The 15,937-nt window shown below is 72.1% G+C and carries 16 protein-coding genes; 4 read left to right on the top strand and 12 right to left on the bottom strand.

All coding sequences use genetic code 11. The features are described 5' to 3' along the window. Nucleotides 1-137 precede the first annotated feature (137 nt). Entirely contained in the window at nt 138-3,275 is a 3,138-nt protein-coding gene (locus ACZ45Z_RS14255) for a helicase-related protein (RefSeq protein WP_468361414.1), read from the bottom strand. 75 nt (nt 3,276-3,350) lie between these two features. Then, complete coding sequence (locus tag ACZ45Z_RS14250; RefSeq protein ID WP_468361649.1) at nt 3,351-5,015, bottom strand: DAK2 domain-containing protein; 1,665 nt, start codon at nt 5,013-5,015, stop codon at nt 3,351-3,353. Between the two features lie 229 nt (nt 5,016-5,244). On the opposite strand from ACZ45Z_RS14250, the gene rpmB reads away from it, so the two are divergent. Then, nucleotides 5,245-5,430 (top strand): 50S ribosomal protein L28, encoded by a 186-nt coding sequence (gene rpmB, locus ACZ45Z_RS14245; RefSeq protein ID WP_018087178.1) that lies wholly within the window; start codon nt 5,245-5,247, stop codon nt 5,428-5,430. 134 nt (nt 5,431-5,564) lie between these two features. Here rpmB and thiD read toward each other — a convergent pair whose 3' ends face one another. Beyond that, entirely contained in the window at nt 5,565-6,383 is an 819-nt protein-coding gene (thiD, locus tag ACZ45Z_RS14240) for a bifunctional hydroxymethylpyrimidine kinase/phosphomethylpyrimidine kinase (RefSeq protein ID WP_468361409.1), read from the bottom strand. 9 nt (nt 6,384-6,392) lie between these two features. Further along, nucleotides 6,393-7,361 carry a thiamine-phosphate kinase gene (locus ACZ45Z_RS14235; RefSeq protein WP_468361407.1) on the bottom strand — a complete coding sequence of 323 codons (969 nt, stop codon included), beginning with the start codon at nt 7,359-7,361 and terminating at the stop codon, nt 6,393-6,395. A 158-nt stretch (nt 7,362-7,519) separates the two neighbouring features. On the opposite strand from ACZ45Z_RS14235, the gene ACZ45Z_RS14230 reads away from it, so the two are divergent. Continuing rightward, complete coding sequence (locus ACZ45Z_RS14230) at nt 7,520-7,753, top strand: Lrp/AsnC ligand binding domain-containing protein (RefSeq protein WP_468361404.1); 234 nt, start codon at nt 7,520-7,522, stop codon at nt 7,751-7,753. 23 nt (nt 7,754-7,776) lie between these two features. Beyond that, on the top strand, nt 7,777-8,253 hold the full coding sequence (locus tag ACZ45Z_RS14225; RefSeq protein ID WP_468361647.1) for a DUF3515 domain-containing protein: 477 nt from the start codon (nt 7,777-7,779) through the stop codon (nt 8,251-8,253). Nucleotides 8,254-8,301: 48 nt separating this feature from the next. On the opposite strand, the gene ACZ45Z_RS14220 is transcribed toward ACZ45Z_RS14225, so the two are convergent. The 3 genes from ACZ45Z_RS14220 to ACZ45Z_RS14210 all read right to left on the bottom strand — a co-directional run bounded on the left by ACZ45Z_RS14220 (nt 8,302) and on the right by ACZ45Z_RS14210 (nt 11,429). Continuing rightward, complete coding sequence (locus ACZ45Z_RS14220) at nt 8,302-9,453, bottom strand: D-alanine--D-alanine ligase family protein (RefSeq protein WP_468361401.1); 1,152 nt, start codon at nt 9,451-9,453, stop codon at nt 8,302-8,304. 105 nt (nt 9,454-9,558) lie between these two features. Continuing rightward, on the bottom strand, nt 9,559-10,560 hold the full coding sequence (locus ACZ45Z_RS14215; protein ID WP_468361398.1) for an NAD(P)H-dependent glycerol-3-phosphate dehydrogenase: 1,002 nt from the start codon (nt 10,558-10,560) through the stop codon (nt 9,559-9,561). Then, complete coding sequence (locus ACZ45Z_RS14210; protein WP_468361395.1) at nt 10,557-11,429, bottom strand: lysophospholipid acyltransferase family protein; 873 nt, start codon at nt 11,427-11,429, stop codon at nt 10,557-10,559. Before ACZ45Z_RS14210 ends, ACZ45Z_RS14215 begins: the two co-directional genes overlap by 4 nt. Nucleotides 11,430-11,560: 131 nt before the next feature. Here ACZ45Z_RS14210 and cofC point away from each other — a divergent pair, with 131 nt between their 5' ends. Beyond that, nucleotides 11,561-12,295 carry a 2-phospho-L-lactate guanylyltransferase gene (gene cofC, locus ACZ45Z_RS14205; RefSeq protein ID WP_468361392.1) on the top strand — a complete coding sequence of 245 codons (735 nt, stop codon included), beginning with the start codon at nt 11,561-11,563 and terminating at the stop codon, nt 12,293-12,295. Here cofC and ACZ45Z_RS14200 read toward each other — a convergent pair. The 5 genes from ACZ45Z_RS14200 to leuC form a co-directional block, all read right to left on the bottom strand. Continuing rightward, nucleotides 12,276-12,479, bottom strand: coding sequence for a hypothetical protein (locus tag ACZ45Z_RS14200; RefSeq protein ID WP_468361390.1), 204 nt, complete (start codon nt 12,477-12,479; stop codon nt 12,276-12,278). The genes cofC and ACZ45Z_RS14200 overlap by 20 nt on opposite strands. Before the next feature lie 158 nt (nt 12,480-12,637). Next, nucleotides 12,638-13,303 carry an HU family DNA-binding protein gene (locus ACZ45Z_RS14195; protein WP_468361387.1) on the bottom strand — a complete coding sequence of 222 codons (666 nt, stop codon included), beginning with the start codon at nt 13,301-13,303 and terminating at the stop codon, nt 12,638-12,640. A 125-nt stretch (nt 13,304-13,428) separates the two neighbouring features. Beyond that, the gene (locus ACZ45Z_RS14190; RefSeq protein ID WP_468361384.1) at nt 13,429-13,674 is read right to left on the bottom strand and encodes an SCO5555 family protein; all 246 of its coding nucleotides are present in this window, start codon (nt 13,672-13,674) and stop codon (nt 13,429-13,431) included. Nucleotides 13,675-13,809: 135 nt separating this feature from the next. Further along, entirely contained in the window at nt 13,810-14,403 is a 594-nt protein-coding gene (gene leuD, locus ACZ45Z_RS14185) for a 3-isopropylmalate dehydratase small subunit (protein ID WP_468361381.1), read from the bottom strand. Nucleotides 14,404-14,408: 5 nt separating this feature from the next. Beyond that, a complete protein-coding gene (gene leuC / locus ACZ45Z_RS14180; protein ID WP_468361377.1) occupies nt 14,409-15,839 on the bottom strand; it encodes a 3-isopropylmalate dehydratase large subunit in 1,431 nt (476 codons plus the stop codon). Between the last annotated feature and the right edge of the window lie 98 nt (nt 15,840-15,937).

The following is a 15,937-nucleotide window of genomic DNA, read 5'->3' as shown; positions in this document are numbered from 1 at the left end:
GGCTCCGCACTCCCACGATATGGCGTCGGCCACCGGCCGGCGTCCGGGTGGGCCGTCCGACGCCCGCGCGGGGCGGTGAGCGATCTCACGCCGGGCCGGCGCCCGCTCCTCCCGTCCCGTCTCGCGCGGCGCCCCGCTCAGCCCTTGTCGAGGTACTGCTCGCGTTCTTCGTCCAGGAGGGCGGACAGCGCGGTCCGCAGTTCCGGGTAGCCGGCCAGCTCGGGATCGGCGGCGACGAGGGCGGTGGCCTCCTCGCGGGCGGCCGCGATCACCTCCTCGTCCTCGATGACCGTGAGCATCCGCAGCGAGGAGCGGACGCCGGACTGCGCCTGCCCCAGGACGTCGCCCTCGCGGCGCTGTTCGAGGTCGATGCGGGAGAGTTCGAAGCCGTCGAGGGTGCCGGCCACGGCGGCGAGCCGGGCGCGGGCCGGGCTCGCCTCGGGCATCTCGCTCACCAGCAGGCACAGGCCGGGCGCCGCGCCGCGGCCCACCCGGCCGCGCAGTTGGTGGAGCTGCGAGACGCCGAAGCGGTCCGCGTCCATGATCACCATCGCGGTGGCGTTGGGGACGTTGACGCCCACCTCGATCACGGTGGTGGCGACGAGCACGTCCAACGCGCCGGCGGCGAACCGGCGCATCACCTCGTCCTTGTCGTCGGGGGCCATCCGGCCGTGCAGCACGGCCACCCGCAGGCCGTCGAGGGGGCCCTCGGCGAGCTGGTCGGCGATGTCGAGGACCGCGAGCGGCGGCCGCTTCTCCTCGGCGTCCTCCGGCGAAACGGCCTTGTCCGGCGCGCCCTTGGCGCCCTTCCTGCCCGCCTTGGGCGCGTCCTCCTCGTCGCCGATCCGGGGGCAGACGACGTACGCCTGGTGGCCGGCCGCCACCTCTTCGCGGACCCGCTCCCAGGCCCGGGCGAGGAAGTGCGGCTTGTCCTTGGCGGGGACCACGTGGCTGGCGATCGGCGAGCGTCCGGCGGGGAGTTGGTCCAGGACGGAGGTCTCCAGATCGCCGAAGACGGTCATCGCGACCGTGCGCGGAATGGGTGTCGCCGTCATCACCAGCAGGTGCGGCGGCTGCTTGCCCTTGCCGCGCAGGGCGTCGCGCTGCTCGACGCCGAAGCGGTGCTGTTCGTCGACCACGACCAGGCCCAGGTCGTGGAAGCGCACCTTGTCCTCGATCAGGGCGTGGGTGCCGATGACGATGCCGGCCTCGCCGGTGACCAGGTCCAAGAGGGCCTGGCGGCGGGCCGCGGCGCCCATGGAGCCGGTCAGCAGCACCACCTTGGTGCCCTGATCGGCGCCGCCGAGCATCCCTCCCTGGGCCAATTCGCCCATCATCTCCGTGATCGAGCGGTGGTGTTGCTGGGCGAGGACCTCGGTCGGGGCGAGCATCGCGGCCTGGCCGCCGGAGTCCACCACGCCGAGCATCGCGCGCAGGGCGACCATGGTGTTGTGCGTGACGGTGAAGTGGTCGGTGACGTAGGCGTGGCCGGGGTGGGCGACGCTGATGCACTGGACGGGTTTGCGGCCGGCGTACTCCACGGCGCGCACCGCGCGCCGGAAGCGGGAGCGCGCGGCGGCTCGTACGTCCGGCGCGGTCGTCACGTCCGCGGCGGGTGCGGCGGGCTCCGTGCGGAAGGGCGAGCGGTCGTCCGGCAGCGCCAGGTGGACGTCCCACGTCCGCGGCGCGTGCGCGCCGGGCCGCAGTTGTGCGCATCCGCCCAGGGAGCGCACCAGCCAGGCGAGGTCGCCGGCCAGCGGGGCCGGCGCCGCGGGGAACACCGCGGCCTGCTCCGTCGCCACGCCGCCCGCGTCCATCAGTCCGCGCACCAGGGCCAGGCGGTCCTTGAGGGGCGCGTCGCGGTAGGCGTCCGGCACCCTTCCCTCGCGCAGCGCGCGGGCCGTGGCCTGGTCGAGTCCTTCGGGAGCGGGGCTCTGGGGGCCGGCGCCGGGCTGTGCGCCGGCCCCCAGGGAGCGTCCCAGCCGGTACGGGTCGAGCGGCCGGTGTCCGCCGCCGTCGAGGTCCACCGGGACGGCCGGGGCGATGAACCACCGCGGCCGGCCGTCGTCCAGGAGGCCGGCGCGCAGCTCGCGCGTCGTCAGCACCCGCGTGGTGTCCGGCGCTGCGTCGGCCGCCTCGACGATCCACAGGTGTTCGTCGTCGCACTCCACGGCGCTGCCGTCGGACAGGACGAGGCGCCAGACCTCCCGCTCGCCCTGCGGGAACACGCCGTCCACGACGGCGAGCTCGCCGGTGGGCACCACCACTTCCGTGCCGACGGTCATCTCCCCCATGGGCCGAAAGCCCCGCGGGGTGAGCACCAGCGCGTCCAGCGGCTGGGCCTTGCCGGAGCCGACCTCGCCCTGGAGGAGGCGGTGCATCGGGTGGTCGGTGGCCAGGTCGTCGAAGATTTCCCGGCTGACCTTGCGCTGGCCTTCGGTGAGGGTGAAGGGAAGCTTCGCGTCGAAGGCGTCGAGGATGCCGCCGTCCGTCAATTTCCTCGGTACGGCGGGGAGTTGGGTGTCGGCGAGGCGGCGGCGGGCGAGCGCCACCTGGAGGACGAACGCCTCGTCCCACTTCAGGCGGGCCCGCGCGTCGGCGATGTCGGCCTTGGTGCGCGGCCGGTGGATTTTCTGGAGCGCCTCGGGGAGCGGGACGAGGTCGCGCCCTTCGCGCAGGGCGTCGGGCAGCGGATCGAGGGCGTCCGGTGCGCTGGGCAGCACCGCGTCGACCGCCTTGGCGATCTTCCATGAGGCCATCTGCTGGCAGGCCGGATAGATCGGCATGAGCCGGTGGGCGAACGCGTCGACCGCTCCGGCGGCGCCGTCGGCCGCACCGCCGTCGCCCGCGCCGTCACCGTCGCGGTCGAGGAGTTCGTATTCGGGGTGGGCGAGCTGGAGTTTGCGGTTGAAGACCGAGACCTTTCCGGCGAACATCGCGCGCCGGCCCGGCAGGAGGTCCTTGTGCGGCTTGTGGATGCCCTTGCCGAAGAACACCAACTGCAGGCGGCCGCTGCCGTCGGTGAGCGTCACCTCCAGGCGCTGTCCCCGGCCGCCGTTGAATCTCAGCACCCGGGCGTCGGCGACCTGGGCGACGACGGTGACGTGTTCGTCCAGCGGCAGGTCGGCCAGGCGGGTCAGCTCACCGCGCTCGGCGTACCGCCGGGGGTAGTGGTGCAGCAGGTCGCCGACCGTGTGCAGACCGAGATGCTCGGCCAGCACCTTCGCGGTGGTGCCACCGAGGATCTTCTTCAGGGGTTCGTCGAGCGCTGCCACGCCCCTATTGCACACCACGGCTCTGACAACGGGCCACCAGCGGCGCCGGTGCGCGCCGGGGTGCGGGCGCCGGGCCTATTCGACGCCGATGAGCAGCGGCGCCGCGTGCTGCCCGCCTTCGTAGACCACGGTGTCCACGGCGAGATGCCGCTCGCGCACATGGCGCTCCAGCCGCTCGCCGAGCGCCTCGGGCACGTCCGCGCCGAGCACGAGGGTGACCATCTCCCCGCCTGCGGAGAGCATCCGGTCCAGGACCGTGATCGCGGTCGGGAGCAGCTCGGCGCCGATCACCGCGACATCGCCGTCGATCATGCCGAGGACGTCGCCGGCCTGGCAGACCCCGGCCATCGTCCAGGACTGCCGTTCCGCGACGGCCAGCTCGGCGTAGCGGGTGGCGCCGGCGGCCGAGGTCATGGCGACCACGTCCTCGTCGAAGCTGCGGCCCGGTTCGTGGACGGCGAGCGCCGCGATGCCCTGGACGGCGGAGCGGGTGGGGATGAGGGCGACGCGTACGCCCTCGGCGCGGGCCTCTTCGGCCGCGGCGGCGGCGGTGTGCCGCAGCGCGGGGTCGTTGGGCAGCAGCATCACCTCGCGGGCGCGGGCCTGCCGGATGGCCTGGACGAGTTCGCCGCTGGCGGGCGGCTCCCCGGGGCGTACGGACACCGCGGTCGCGCCCGCCTCGGCGCACAGTCCGGCCAGTCCCTCGCCCGGCACGACCGCGACGACGGCCCGCGCCGCGAGGACGGGCTCCTTGGCCCGGCCGGCGCCACCGAAGTGGGTGATGCGGAGGCGGTAGGGCCGGCCGGCCTCGATGCCCGCCTCCACGGCGGCCCCGGCGTCGTCGACGTGGACGTGGACGTTCCACAGGCCGTCCCCGCCGACCACGACGAGGGAGTCGCCGAGTGCGTCGAGCCGGGTCCGCAGGCGTGCGACTGCGGCGTCGCCGGCTTCGAGGAGGTAGATCACCTCGAAGGCGGGGCCCTCGCCGGCCGGCCGGCCGCTGTCGTCCTCGCCGGGGCCGGTGACGTCGCAGCCGGCCGCTTCGGGGAGCGGGGCGTCGGCGCGTACGGCGACGGGTGGCGCGGCCGCCTCCCCCGACAGGGCGTCGGCGAGGGCGCCCAGCACCGCGACCAGTCCGCAGCCGCCGGCGTCCACGACCCCGGCCCGGCCGAGGACGGCGAGCTGGCCGGGGGTGGCCTTGAGGGCGGTGCGGGCCCCTTCGTGGGCGGCGCGGGCGATCGCCGCGGTGTCGCCGCCGGCGTGTTCGGCGGCGTCGGCGGCGGCGGTCGCCACGGTCAGGACGGTGCCCTCCACGGGGTGCGCGACGGCCTCGTAGGTGGAGGCGGCGGCTCTGCGCAGCGCTTTGCGCAGGGCTTCGGGTGAGCTGCCGCTGTCCTGGTCGCCCGGCGCCTCCGGGGACGCGAGGACTTCGGTCATGCCGCGCAGGAGCTGGGCGAGGATGGTGCCGGAGTTGCCGCGGGCCCCGATCAGGGCGCCGTGCGCCATGGCGCCGATGGCGTCGGCGAGGCGCGGGGCGGTGCCGGTGGAGGCGTGTCCGTCGAAGGCGGCCTCGACCGCGCGGGCGGCGGATTCCAGCGTGAGGTAGAGGTTGGTGCCGGTGTCGCCGTCGGCCACGGGGTAGACGTTGATCGCGTCGATCCGCTCGCGGTCGCGGCCGAGGGCGTCCAGGGCCAGCCCGCACCAGGCGCGTACCGCGGCGGCGTCGAGCGGGTACGGCACGTCGTCCTCCTGGGTCACGGGATGCACCGCACAGTAGCCGCGGCCGGACGGTGCGGCCGGGGCGGGGGCCGGGGCCCGTGGTAGTTTCGTTCTACGGGAGCGGTCGTTGTATGCTGCTCCGGTTGCCCGATGGAAATCGGGCCATTCCTCTCCTGGCAAGCCGGTCGGTCAATGCACTCGGCTCGTCGGGATTTCACCGTAAGTGCATCTGAAGTCTTTGGAGTGACCCGTGGCTGCCAACTGCGACGTCTGTGGCAAGGGGCCGGGCTTCGGCAAGAGTGTCTCGCACTCGCATCGCCGTACCAACCGTCGTTGGAACCCCAACATCCAGACGGTGCGTGCAGTGATCGGGCGCACGCCGAAGCGGCTGAACGCCTGCACCTCGTGCATCAAGGCCGGCAAGGTCTCGCGCTGACGTCTTAGCCGTAGCGCAGCCCAGCCGGTTGCTTGGAAAGCCGGTCCACCGCGAGGTGGGCCGGCTTTCGCCATTCCCGGGGCAGCCGCGCCTTCCCGGTCAGCCGCCCCCCTGTCAGCCGCCTGCCCGCCCGGTCAGTCCCGGCCGCGCCAGCGCCAGCCGTGGTCGACGGGGCCGATGCCCGCGCCCAGCCGGAAACCGGCCGCGAGGGCGCCGGTGACGTAGTCCTTGGCGGCGGCCGCCGCGAGCGGGACGGTGTCGCCCTGGGCGAGCCGGGCGGCGAGGGCGCTGGCCAGGGTGCAGCCGGTGCCGTGCGTGTGCCGGTTGTCGTGGCGCGGGGCGCGCAGCCAGTGTTCCTCGGTGCCGTCGGTGAGCAGGTCGACGGCGCTGTCGCCGTCGGCGCTCGCGGCGGCCGGGAGGTGGCCGCCCTTGATGAGCGCCCAGCGCGGCCCGAATTCCAGGATCGCGGCGGCCGCCCGCCGCATATCGGCCTCTTCGGTGACGCGTACGCCGGTGAGCTGGACGACCTCGTCCAGGTTGGGCGTGGCGACCGTCGCCGTCGGCAGCAGCTTGGTGCGGACGGCGTCCAGGGCGGTGTCGGCGAGCAGCGCGTCGCCGTGCTTGGAGACGCCGACGGGGTCCACGACGACCGGTACGCGCAGCGCGGCGAGCAGTTCCGCGACGGTTTCGACCAGTTCGGCCGAGGCGAGCATCCCGGTCTTCACCGCCTGGACGCCGATGTCGTCCACGACGCTGCGGAACTGGGCCCGGACCGCTTCGGCCGGCAGCTCCCACGCTCCTTGCACACCGAGCGAGTTCTGCGCGGTGACGGCGGTCAGGACGCTCATGCCGTGGGTGCCCAGCGCCAGCATCGTCTTGAGATCGGCCTGGATGCCCGCGCCACCGCCGGAGTCGGAGCCGGCGACGGTCAGGACGCGTGGAGGTGTGCGCATGGGCCGAATCTACTCGGCGTCGCCGTTGTCCCCGAAGTGGTCCCAGCCGGCCTTCGCCCACGGGGCGCCGTCCACCGTCACCTGGGGCAGCGCCGAGGGGTTGAGCACCTCGCCGATGACCTTCCACCGGGCGGGCAGCTTCACGTCGGGCGGGAAGGTGGCCACGATCGCGTGGTCCTCGCCGCCGTTGAGCACCCACTGCATCGGGTCCACGCCGACGGCCGTGCCGATGTCGGACATCTGCGAGGGGATGTCGATCGCGGCGGACCGCAGGTCGATCCGGACCTTGCTGGCGTCGGCGATGTGGCCGAGGTCGGCGACCAGTCCGTCGCTGACGTCCGTCATGGCGGTGGCGCCGAGTCCGGCGGCCGCCGGGCCCGCGTGGTAGGGCGGTTCGGGGCGGCGGTGCGCCTCCACGAAGGCGCGCGGCGAGCGGAAGCCGCGGGAGAGGACGGCGTGGCCGGCGGCGGACCAGCCCAGCCAGCCGGTCACCGCGACGACGTCGCCGGGCTGGGCGCCGGAGCGGGTGACCGGCTCCTGGTTGCGCAGGTCGCCGAGTGCGGTGATGGCGACGGTGATGGTGTCGCCGCGCACGACGTCGCCGCCGACCACCGCGGCGCCGGCCACCTGGCACTCGTCGCGCAGTCCGTCCATCAGCTCGGTCGCCCAGGTGGCGGGGAGTTCCGCGGGGACGACCAGGCCGAGGAGGATGGCGGTGGGGACCGCGCCCATCGCCGCGATGTCGGCGAGGTTCTGCGCGGCGGCCTTGCGGCCGACGTCATAGGCGGTGGACCAGTCGCGTCGGAAGTGCCGGCCTTCGAGGAGGATGTCGGTGCTGGCGACGACCCTCCGGTCGGGCGCGGTGACCACCGCGGCGTCGTCGCCCGGCCCGATCCGTACGGCCGGGGTGGTGGTGAGCCGGGAGGTCAGTTCCCTGATCAGCCCGAATTCCCCCAACTCGCCCACGGTGCCCTTCATGCTGTTGCCCTTCCCCTGCGTACGGACGGTCCGTACTTGGCTGACGACTGCGCCGCACTTGCCGTGTTCACCGCGCGGGTCTCCCCGCTCCGCGCGGTGACGCGGTACCGTGGCGTCCCTTCTTCCCACATGATCCTCGTAGCCGCCGTGGAGGTCCCGTGGTACAGGCGTACATCCTGATCCAGACCGAGGTCGGCAAGGCATCCGCGGTAGCGGAAGTGATCTCGCAGATCCACGGTGTGCTGCAGGCCGAGGACGTCACCGGTCCCTATGACGTCATCGTGCGCGCACAGGCGGACACCGTCGACGAACTGGGTCGCATGGTGGTCGCCAAGGTGCAGCAGGTGGACGGGATCACCCGCACCCTTACCTGCCCGGTGGTCCATATCTAGCTCCCCGTATGCTCGGCCGCGTGATGATCTCCGTTCACCGCCGGCACCTGGCCCTGGCCGCGCTCACCGTGCTGTTCGGCGCGGTGAGCTGTTCTTCGCCGGACGTCGCGGTGCCCGCTCCCGAGGGGCGGGCGGCGCGGTTCTGCCGCGCTCTGCACAAGGAGTTGCCGCGGACGGTGGACGGGCTGGAGCGGGGTACCGCCGAGCCTGTCTCCGACTTCACTGCCATCTGGGGCGATCCTGCCGTGCGATTGCGGTGCGGTGTGCCGAAGCCCGACGTGCTGACGTACGGGAGTGAACATTACAACCCCCACACGGAAGCCGCGGAAGTCAACGGCGTCCGGTGGCTCTTCGAGAAGCAGGAGGACGGCTACCGTTTCACGACGGTCCTGCGGAAGACCTACGTCGAGGTGACCGTTCCGGCCGATTACGCCCCCGAGGTCGATGTGCTCACCGACCTGGCGGACGCCGTGAAGAAGACGATTCCGGCGGGGGTCTAGGCGCGGCCGGCACCGCTTTCGGATGCCGACCGCGTGCGGACCCGGGCCCTAGCGCAGGCCCGTCGGGCGGCGCAGCGCCGCCTGGATGAGCCGGTCGATCAGCTCCGGGTAGTTCACGCCGCTTTCCTGCCACATCCGCGGGTACATCGAGATGGGCGTGAAGCCGGGCAGGGTGTTGATCTCGTTGATCACGAACTCGCCGTTGTCCTGGAGGAAGAAGTCCGCGCGGACCAGGCCCTCGCAGGAGGCCGCGTCGAAGGCCGCGACGGCCAGTTCCCGGACCTTCGCGGTCTGCTCGGCGGTCAGCGGCGCCGGCACGATCCCGGCGGCGGAGTCGATGTACTTCGCCTCGAAGTCGTAGAAGTCGTGCGCGGTGACCGGCGGGATCTCGGCCGGGACGCTGGCGCGCGGGCCGTCCTCGAACTCCAGCACGCCGCACTCGATCTCGCGGCCGCGCAGCAGCGACTCCACCAGGATCTTGGGGTCGTGCCGGCGGGCCTCCTCGATGGCCTCGTCCAGGCCGGAGAGGTCGTCGACCTTGGTGATGCCCATGGAGGAGCCGGCGCGGGCGGGCTTGACGAAGAGCGGCCAGCCGTGTTCGGCGGCGAAGTCGACGATCTTCTTGCGGGCGGCGGCGCCCTTGGCCCCCTCCGGGCCGGCCTCCCACTCGCGGGGGCGGATGACCTCGTACGGGCCGACCGGCAGCCCGAAGGAGGTGAACACCCGCTTCATGTAGTCCTTGTCCTGGCCGACGGCGGAGGCGAGCACGCCCGAGCCGACGTAGGGCACTCCGGACAGCTCCAGCAGGCCCTGGAGGGTGCCGTCCTCGCCGTAGGGGCCGTGCAGCACGGGGAAGACGACGTCGACCTCGCCCAGCGCCTTGGGCACCGAGCCGGGCTCGCTGTAGACGACCTCGCGGTTGGTGGGGTCGACGGGGAGGACGACGCCGCCCTCGGTGGACTCCGCCAGGTCTTCGACGCAGGGCAGCCGGCGGTCCGCGATGGCCATCCGCCCGGGGTCGTCGGCGGTCAGTGCCCACCGTCCGTCGGTCGTGATGCCGATGGGCAGCACGTCGTACTTCTCGCGGTCGATGGCGGCCAGCACGGCTCCGGCGGTGACCACGGAGATGGCGTGCTCGGAGCTGCGCCCGCCGAACACGACGGCGACGCGGGGCTTGTGGGAGGAGGTCTCGCTGCTCATATCGCGTTGAGGGTACCTGCTGACCGGCCCGGAGTCAGTGCCCCGGCGGCCGTTGGGAGCGCCGCGTCGGCCACACTTGGGTGCCGCGGGCAACGGACCGGGCGCTCAGTGCCGCTCGGGCTTGGCGCTGCGCGCCATCAGGTCCTTCAGGGCCAGCATCGGCGGCTTGCCCTCGTGGACGATGTCGACGACCGTCTCGGTCAGCGGCATGTCGACGCCGTGGCGGCGGGCCAGATCCAGCACCGACTCGCAGGACTTGACGCCCTCGGCGGTCTGCTTGGTGACCGCGATGGTCTCCTGGAGGGTCATGCCGCGGCCGAGGTTGGTGCCGAAGGTGTTGTTGCGCGACAGGGGCGAGGAGCAGGTGGCGACGAGGTCGCCCATGCCGGCCAGGCCCGCGAAGGTGTGCGCGTCGGCGCCCATGGCCAGGCCGAGACGGGTGGTTTCGGCGAGTCCGCGGGTGATCAGGGACGCCTTGGCGTTGTCGCCCAGGCCCATGCCGGTGGCGATGCCGACGGCGAGCGCGATGACGTTCTTGACGGCGCCGCCCAGTTCGCAGCCCACCACGTCGGTGTTGGTGTACGGCCGGAAGTACGGGGTGTGGCAGGCGGCCTGGAGGCGGCGGGCGACCGCTTCGTCGGCGCAGGCGACGACCGCGGCGGCGGGCTGCCGGGCGGCGATCTCCTTGGCGAGGTTGGGGCCGGTCAGGACCGCGACGCGCTCCGCGGGGGCCTTGGCGACCTCCTCGATTACCTCGCTCATGCGCTTGGCGGTGCCCAGTTCGATGCCCTTCATCAGGGAGACCAGGACCGTGTCGGCGGGCAGCAGGGGCGCCCAGGCGGCGAGGTTGTCGCGCAGGGTCTGCGAGGGGATGGCGAGGACGGTGAACTCCGCGCCGCGCGCCGCTTCCTCCGGGTCGGTGGTGGCCCGTACGGAGGCGGGGAGCTCGACCCCCGGCAGGTAGTCGGGGTTGGTGCGGCCGTTGTTGATGGCGTCGGCGAGGGCGGGGCGGCGGCCCCACAGGGTCACCTCGCATCCCGCGTCGCCGAGGACCATCGCGAATGCGGTGCCCCAGGACCCCGTGCCGTAGACGGCGCAGCGCGTCACTTGCCTTCATCCTCCTGTGCCTGCTGGGTGCTTCGGGCGGGCCGGGTGCCGGTGGCCGTTCCGGTGCCGGTGGCCGGCTCGGTGGCGGCTCCGGCGGTGGCCTCGGCGGCCGCGGTGGCGGCGCGGGCGGCCTCCCGGGCGGCGCGGCGCTCGCGGGCGATGGCCTTGCGGTGGTCGTACGCCTCGGCCGGTGCGGGCTCGCCGCGGACCTCGGCGAGCTGTGCGGTGACGGCGGCCATGATGGTGTCGGTCACCGCGCGCAGCACCTCGGCGGTCGGCTCCTTGCCGTAGAAGGCGCTCAGGTCGACCGGCGGTCCGGCCTTCACGCGCAGTGTCTTGCGCGGGAAGAGCTGGAGCTTGTTCTCCTTGGCGTAGGGCGGCATCGCCTCGTTCGCGCCCCACTGCGCGACGGGGATGACGGGGGCCTTGGTCAGCAACGCCACCCGCGCGGCACCGGTCTTGCCCTGCATGGGCCACATGTCGGGGTCGCGGGTGAGGGTGCCTTCGGGGTAGAAGGCGACGCATTCGCCCTTGTCGATCGCGGCGACGGCGGCGCGGAACGCGGTGGCGGCGTCGGTGGTTTCCCGGTAGACGGGGATCTGGCCGGTGCCGCGCATCATCAGGCCGACAAAGCCGCTCTTGAAGAGTCCGGCCTTGGCGAGGAATCGCGGGACCCGTCCGGTGTTGTACTGATAGTGCGCATAGGAGAGCGGATCGAGATACGAGTTGTGGTTGACCGCGGTGATAAATCCGCCGTCGGCCGGAATGTGCTCCATTCCCTGCCAGTCCCGCTTGAACAGAACCAAGAGCGGCGGTTTGCAGATGACCGCGGCCAAGCGGTACCAGAAGCCGATTCTGCGGCGGGACACTCGGACACCCTCCTTGTGGGAACTGCTGAGCTGCTGCGAGCCGGCAGCCGCACAAGTGTCGCCCCAGGTACCCGCTATGTCGAGGACACCGTAACCCCGCGACTGCCCCGCGGCGGCGGCAGCGGGCGAGAATGGCGCCGATGCGAAGAGACGGAGCGGATGTGGGCTGGAGCCTGGTGGTACCGCTGAAACCGCTGGTGCGGGCCAAGAGCAGGCTCTCCCGCGCCACCGGGGAGGAGTTCCGGCCCCGGCTGGCGCTCGCGTTCGCCCTGGACACCGTGGCCGCGGCGCTGGCCTGCGCGGATGTCAGGGATGTGGCGGTTGTCACGGATGATCGCCTGGCCGGCGAGCGGTTGGCGGCGCTGGGGGCGCGCGTCGTCCCCGACACTCCGGCGGGCGGGCTCGACGCCGCGCTGGCCCATGGCGCGCGGGTGGTGCGGGCGCGGCGCCCCGGTGCGGCCGTCGCCGCGCTGAACGCCGACCTTCCGGCGTTGCGTCCGGCCGAGCTGGAACTGGTGCTCCATTCCGCGGCGCTATTTCCCCGGGCATTTCTCGCGGATGCCGCGGATATCGGGACAACACTTCTGACCGCGAGTTCCGGAGTGGAATTGGAACCGGCATTCGGAGGGCCATCCCGGGCACGTCACCTCGCGTCGGGGGCGCGGGAGATCGCCGGCGACCGGGTGCCGTCGGTGCGGCGGGACGTGGACACCGGCGAGGATCTGCGCGCCGCGCTGGAGCTCGGCGTCGGCCCGCACACCGCCCGGCAGGCGCTTCTGCTGGTGAGTGGAGGGGCTGCTGAGGCTGGTGGGGCGCTAGTGGCGGGAGAGGTGCTCCCGCCCGGCCTCAGAACGTCTGAAGCGTGAGGAGGGTGACGCGGCGGCCGTCGCCTTCGCCCGCGACCTCGATGCGTACCCGCTGACCGGGCCGCAGCAGGCGCAGGCCGCCCGCGTCGAAAGCCGCCGCGTCGAAGGGCAGCGGGGTGCCGTCGTCCAGCAGCACGCTGCCGGAGCGGGTCTGGGCGTCGTAGGTGTACGCGGTGGCCTGCATGGGCCAAAGCCTAGAGGAGGCGGCCGCGGGCGGTGCCGTCCGCCCTGGTGGGCGGGGTGATTGTGCCCTGCTGGGTGGGCTGATTGCGCCCGGAACGCACCGCGGGCCGGGCTCCCCGGAGGGAGACCGGCCCGACGCGTGGCGTCGCCGCTGCCGCATTACCGCTTGCGGGCGGTGGTCTTCTTGGCAGTGGTCTTGCGCGCCGTCGCCTTCTTGGCGGGGGCCTTCTTGGCCGTCGTCTTCTTGGCGGGGGCGGTCTTCGCCGTGGTCTTCTTCGCGGTGGTGGTGGCCTTCTTGGCCGGGGTCGCCTTCTTGGCGGCGGCCTTGGTGGCGGGGGCCTTCTTCGCCGTGGCCTTCGTGGCGGGGGCCTTCTTCGCCGTCGTCTTCTTCGCGGTGGTGGTCTTCTTCGCCGGCGCCGCCTTCTTCGCGGCGGCCTTCTTGGCGGTGGCCTTCTTGGCGGCGGCCTTCTTGACCGTGGGGCCGGCAACTCCGCCCGAGAGGCTGCCCTTGGGGGCCTTCTTGACGGCCACATCGTGCTTGGGGAGCTTCTTCGATCCGCTCACCAGGTCCTTGAAGCCCTGACCGGCACGGAAACGCGGCACCGAGGTCTTCTTGACCCGGACCCGCTCACCCGTCTGCGGGTTGCGGGCGTAGCGGGCGGGGCGGTCGACCTTTTCGAACGAGCCGAATCCGGTGACCGAAACGCGGTCGCCGGTGACAACTGCACGGACGATTGCGTCCAGTACCGCGTCAACCGCGTCGGCGGCGTTCTGACGGCCGCCGAGCTTGTCGGCAATGGCTTCTACGAGCTGCGCCTTGTTCACGTCTTCCCCTTCGGAGACATTGCTGGAACGAAAGTGTCCAAGCTTTTTCGCACGTTAGGCAGATATATACCGCAAATCAAACACGAAACGGGCTAATCACCCTTGTGCCGCAACGGACTCGACCTTCACGGACTTCCGCCGGGGCGCACATCTTCGGGATAACGACCTTCGTCGAGGTCATCCATGAACCACTCCAGACGCCTTGCCGCGTCCGCAAGATCGTGTTTAGCCGCGGCCGTGATGACGAGCAGCTTCCGGGTCAGCGCCATCCGTACGCCCTCCGGGACTTGCAGTGTCCGCACTCTTGCGTGTGCGACCTTGAGCCGGTCGGCGACGAAACCGTAGAGCTCGAGTTGGCCGTCGCGTTCCATGCGCTAATTGTGCCATCTGCGGCGAGTTGTCGCTTCACGGGGCCTCAACAGCCGCCCCGACAAGCCGATGCGCCCCCTGCCAACTGCACAGGGGGCGCATCGTACGCAATAAGGCTTTGAGCCAAAAACCCGAGGTCAGACCTCTACCGTACGCGGTTTGAACGACGGCCTGTTCGCCTCGTAGGTCACAATGGCCGACTCCTCCCGCAGAGTGAGGCTGATGTCGTCCAGCCCTTCCAGCAGGCGCCAACGGGCGTTTTCGTCCAGCTCGAAGCCGGCGGTGATGCCCTCGGCGCGCACCTGCCGGGCCACGAGGTCGACGGTCACCTCGGCGGTCGGGTCGCTCTCGGCCAGCCGCTGGAGGGCGTCGACGGTCTCCTGCGGCAGGACCACCGTCAGCAGGCCGTTCTTGAGGGAGTTGCCCCGGAAGATGTCCGCGAAGCGGGAGGAGATGACGGCCTTGAAGCCGTAGTTCTGCAGCGCCCAGACGGCGTGCTCACGCGAGGATCCGGTACCGAAATCGGGGCCGGCGACCAGCACCGTGGCGCCGTTGTACCGCTCCTGGTTGAGGACGAACTCGGGGTCCTTGCGCCAGGCCTCGAACAGCCCGTCCTCGAAGCCGTCGCGGGTGACCTTCTTCAGCCAGTGCGCCGGGATGATCTGGTCGGTGTCGACGTTGCTGCGGCGCAGCGGGACGGCCCGGCCGGTGTGGGTGGTGAAAGCTTCCATGGTTCTCAGACTCCCGCGGGCGTAGCGACGTCGGCGTCGGACAGGTCGGCCGGTGAGGCCAGATGGCCGAGAACCGCTGTCGCGGCGGCGACCTGCGGCGAGACCAGGTGCGTACGCCCGCCCTTGCCCTGCCGGCCCTCGAAGTTGCGGTTGGAGGTGGACGCGGCGCGCTCACCGGGAGCGAGCTGGTCGGGGTTCATACCCAGGCACATCGAGCAACCCGCGTGCCGCCATTCGGCCCCCGCCGCGGTGAAGACCTTGTCCAGGCCCTCGGCGACGGCCTGGAGGGAGACCCGCACCGAGCCGGGCACGACCAGCATCCGCATGCCCTCGGCGACCGAACGGCCTTCCAGGATCGCGGCCGCGGCACGCAGGTCCTCGATGCGGCCGTTGGTGCACGAACCTACGAAGACGGTGTCCACCTTGATGTCGCGCAGCGCCTGACCCGCCGTCAACCCCATGTATTCCAGGGCCTTTTCGGCGGCGTAGCGCTCCGAGGCGTCTTCGTACGAAGCCGGGTCGGGGACGCGCGCCGAAAGCGGTGCGCCCTGGCCGGGGTTGGTGCCCCAGGTAACGAACGGCGCCAGCGAGGAGGCGTCGATGACGACCTCGGCGTCGAAGACCGCGTCGTCGTCGGTGCGCAGCGTCTGCCAGTACGCGACGGCCGCGTCCCAGTCCTCGCCCGTGGGGGCGTGGTCGCGTCCCTGGAGGTAGTCGAAGGTGGTCTTGTCGGGGGCGATCATGCCGGCCCGGGCGCCCGCCTCGATCGACATGTTGCAGATGGTCATCCGGGCTTCCATCGACAGCTTCTCGATGGCGGAGCCGCGGTATTCCAGGACGTAGCCCTGACCGCCGCCGGTGCCGATCTTGGCGATGATCGCCAGGATCAGGTCCTTGGCCGTGACGTCCTCGGGCAGCTCGCCGTCGACGGTGATCGCCATGGTCTTGAAGGGGGCCAGGGGCAGCGTCTGGGTGGCCAGGACGTGCTCGACCTGGCTGGTGCCGATGCCGAACGCCAGCGCGCCGAACGCGCCGTGGGTGGAGGTGTGGCTGTCACCGCAGACCACGGTGGTGCCGGGCTGGGTCAGACCCAACTGCGGCCCCACGACGTGGACGACGCCCTGCTCGACGTCGCCGAGCGGGTGCAGCCGGACGCCGAACTCCGCGCAGTTCTTGCGCAGCGTCTCGAGCTGGGTGCGCGAGACCGGGTCGGCGATCGGCTTGTCGATGTCGAGGGTGGGGGTGTTGTGGTCCTCGGTGGCGATGGTCAGGTCCGTGCGGCGCACCCGGCGGCCGGCCTTGCGCAGGCCGTCGAACGCCTGCGGGCTGGTGACCTCGTGCAGCAGGTGCAGATCGATGAAGAGGAGGTCGGGCTCGCCTTCCGCGCGCCGGACGACATGGTCGTCCCAGACCTTCTCCGCGAGTGTCCGTCCCATCGCTTTCCCTCCGGCCGGCCGCTGTGCCGGCCTAACTCGACTGTGCGCGCGGTGCCCGCGATCCCCGTGCCGGACCCTGCGCCGGGCCCTGGTCGAGG

It is taken from the genome of Streptomyces sp. NPDC031210, from assembly GCF_055570395.1.
This window is presented reverse-complemented; position numbering and strand designations above follow the sequence as displayed.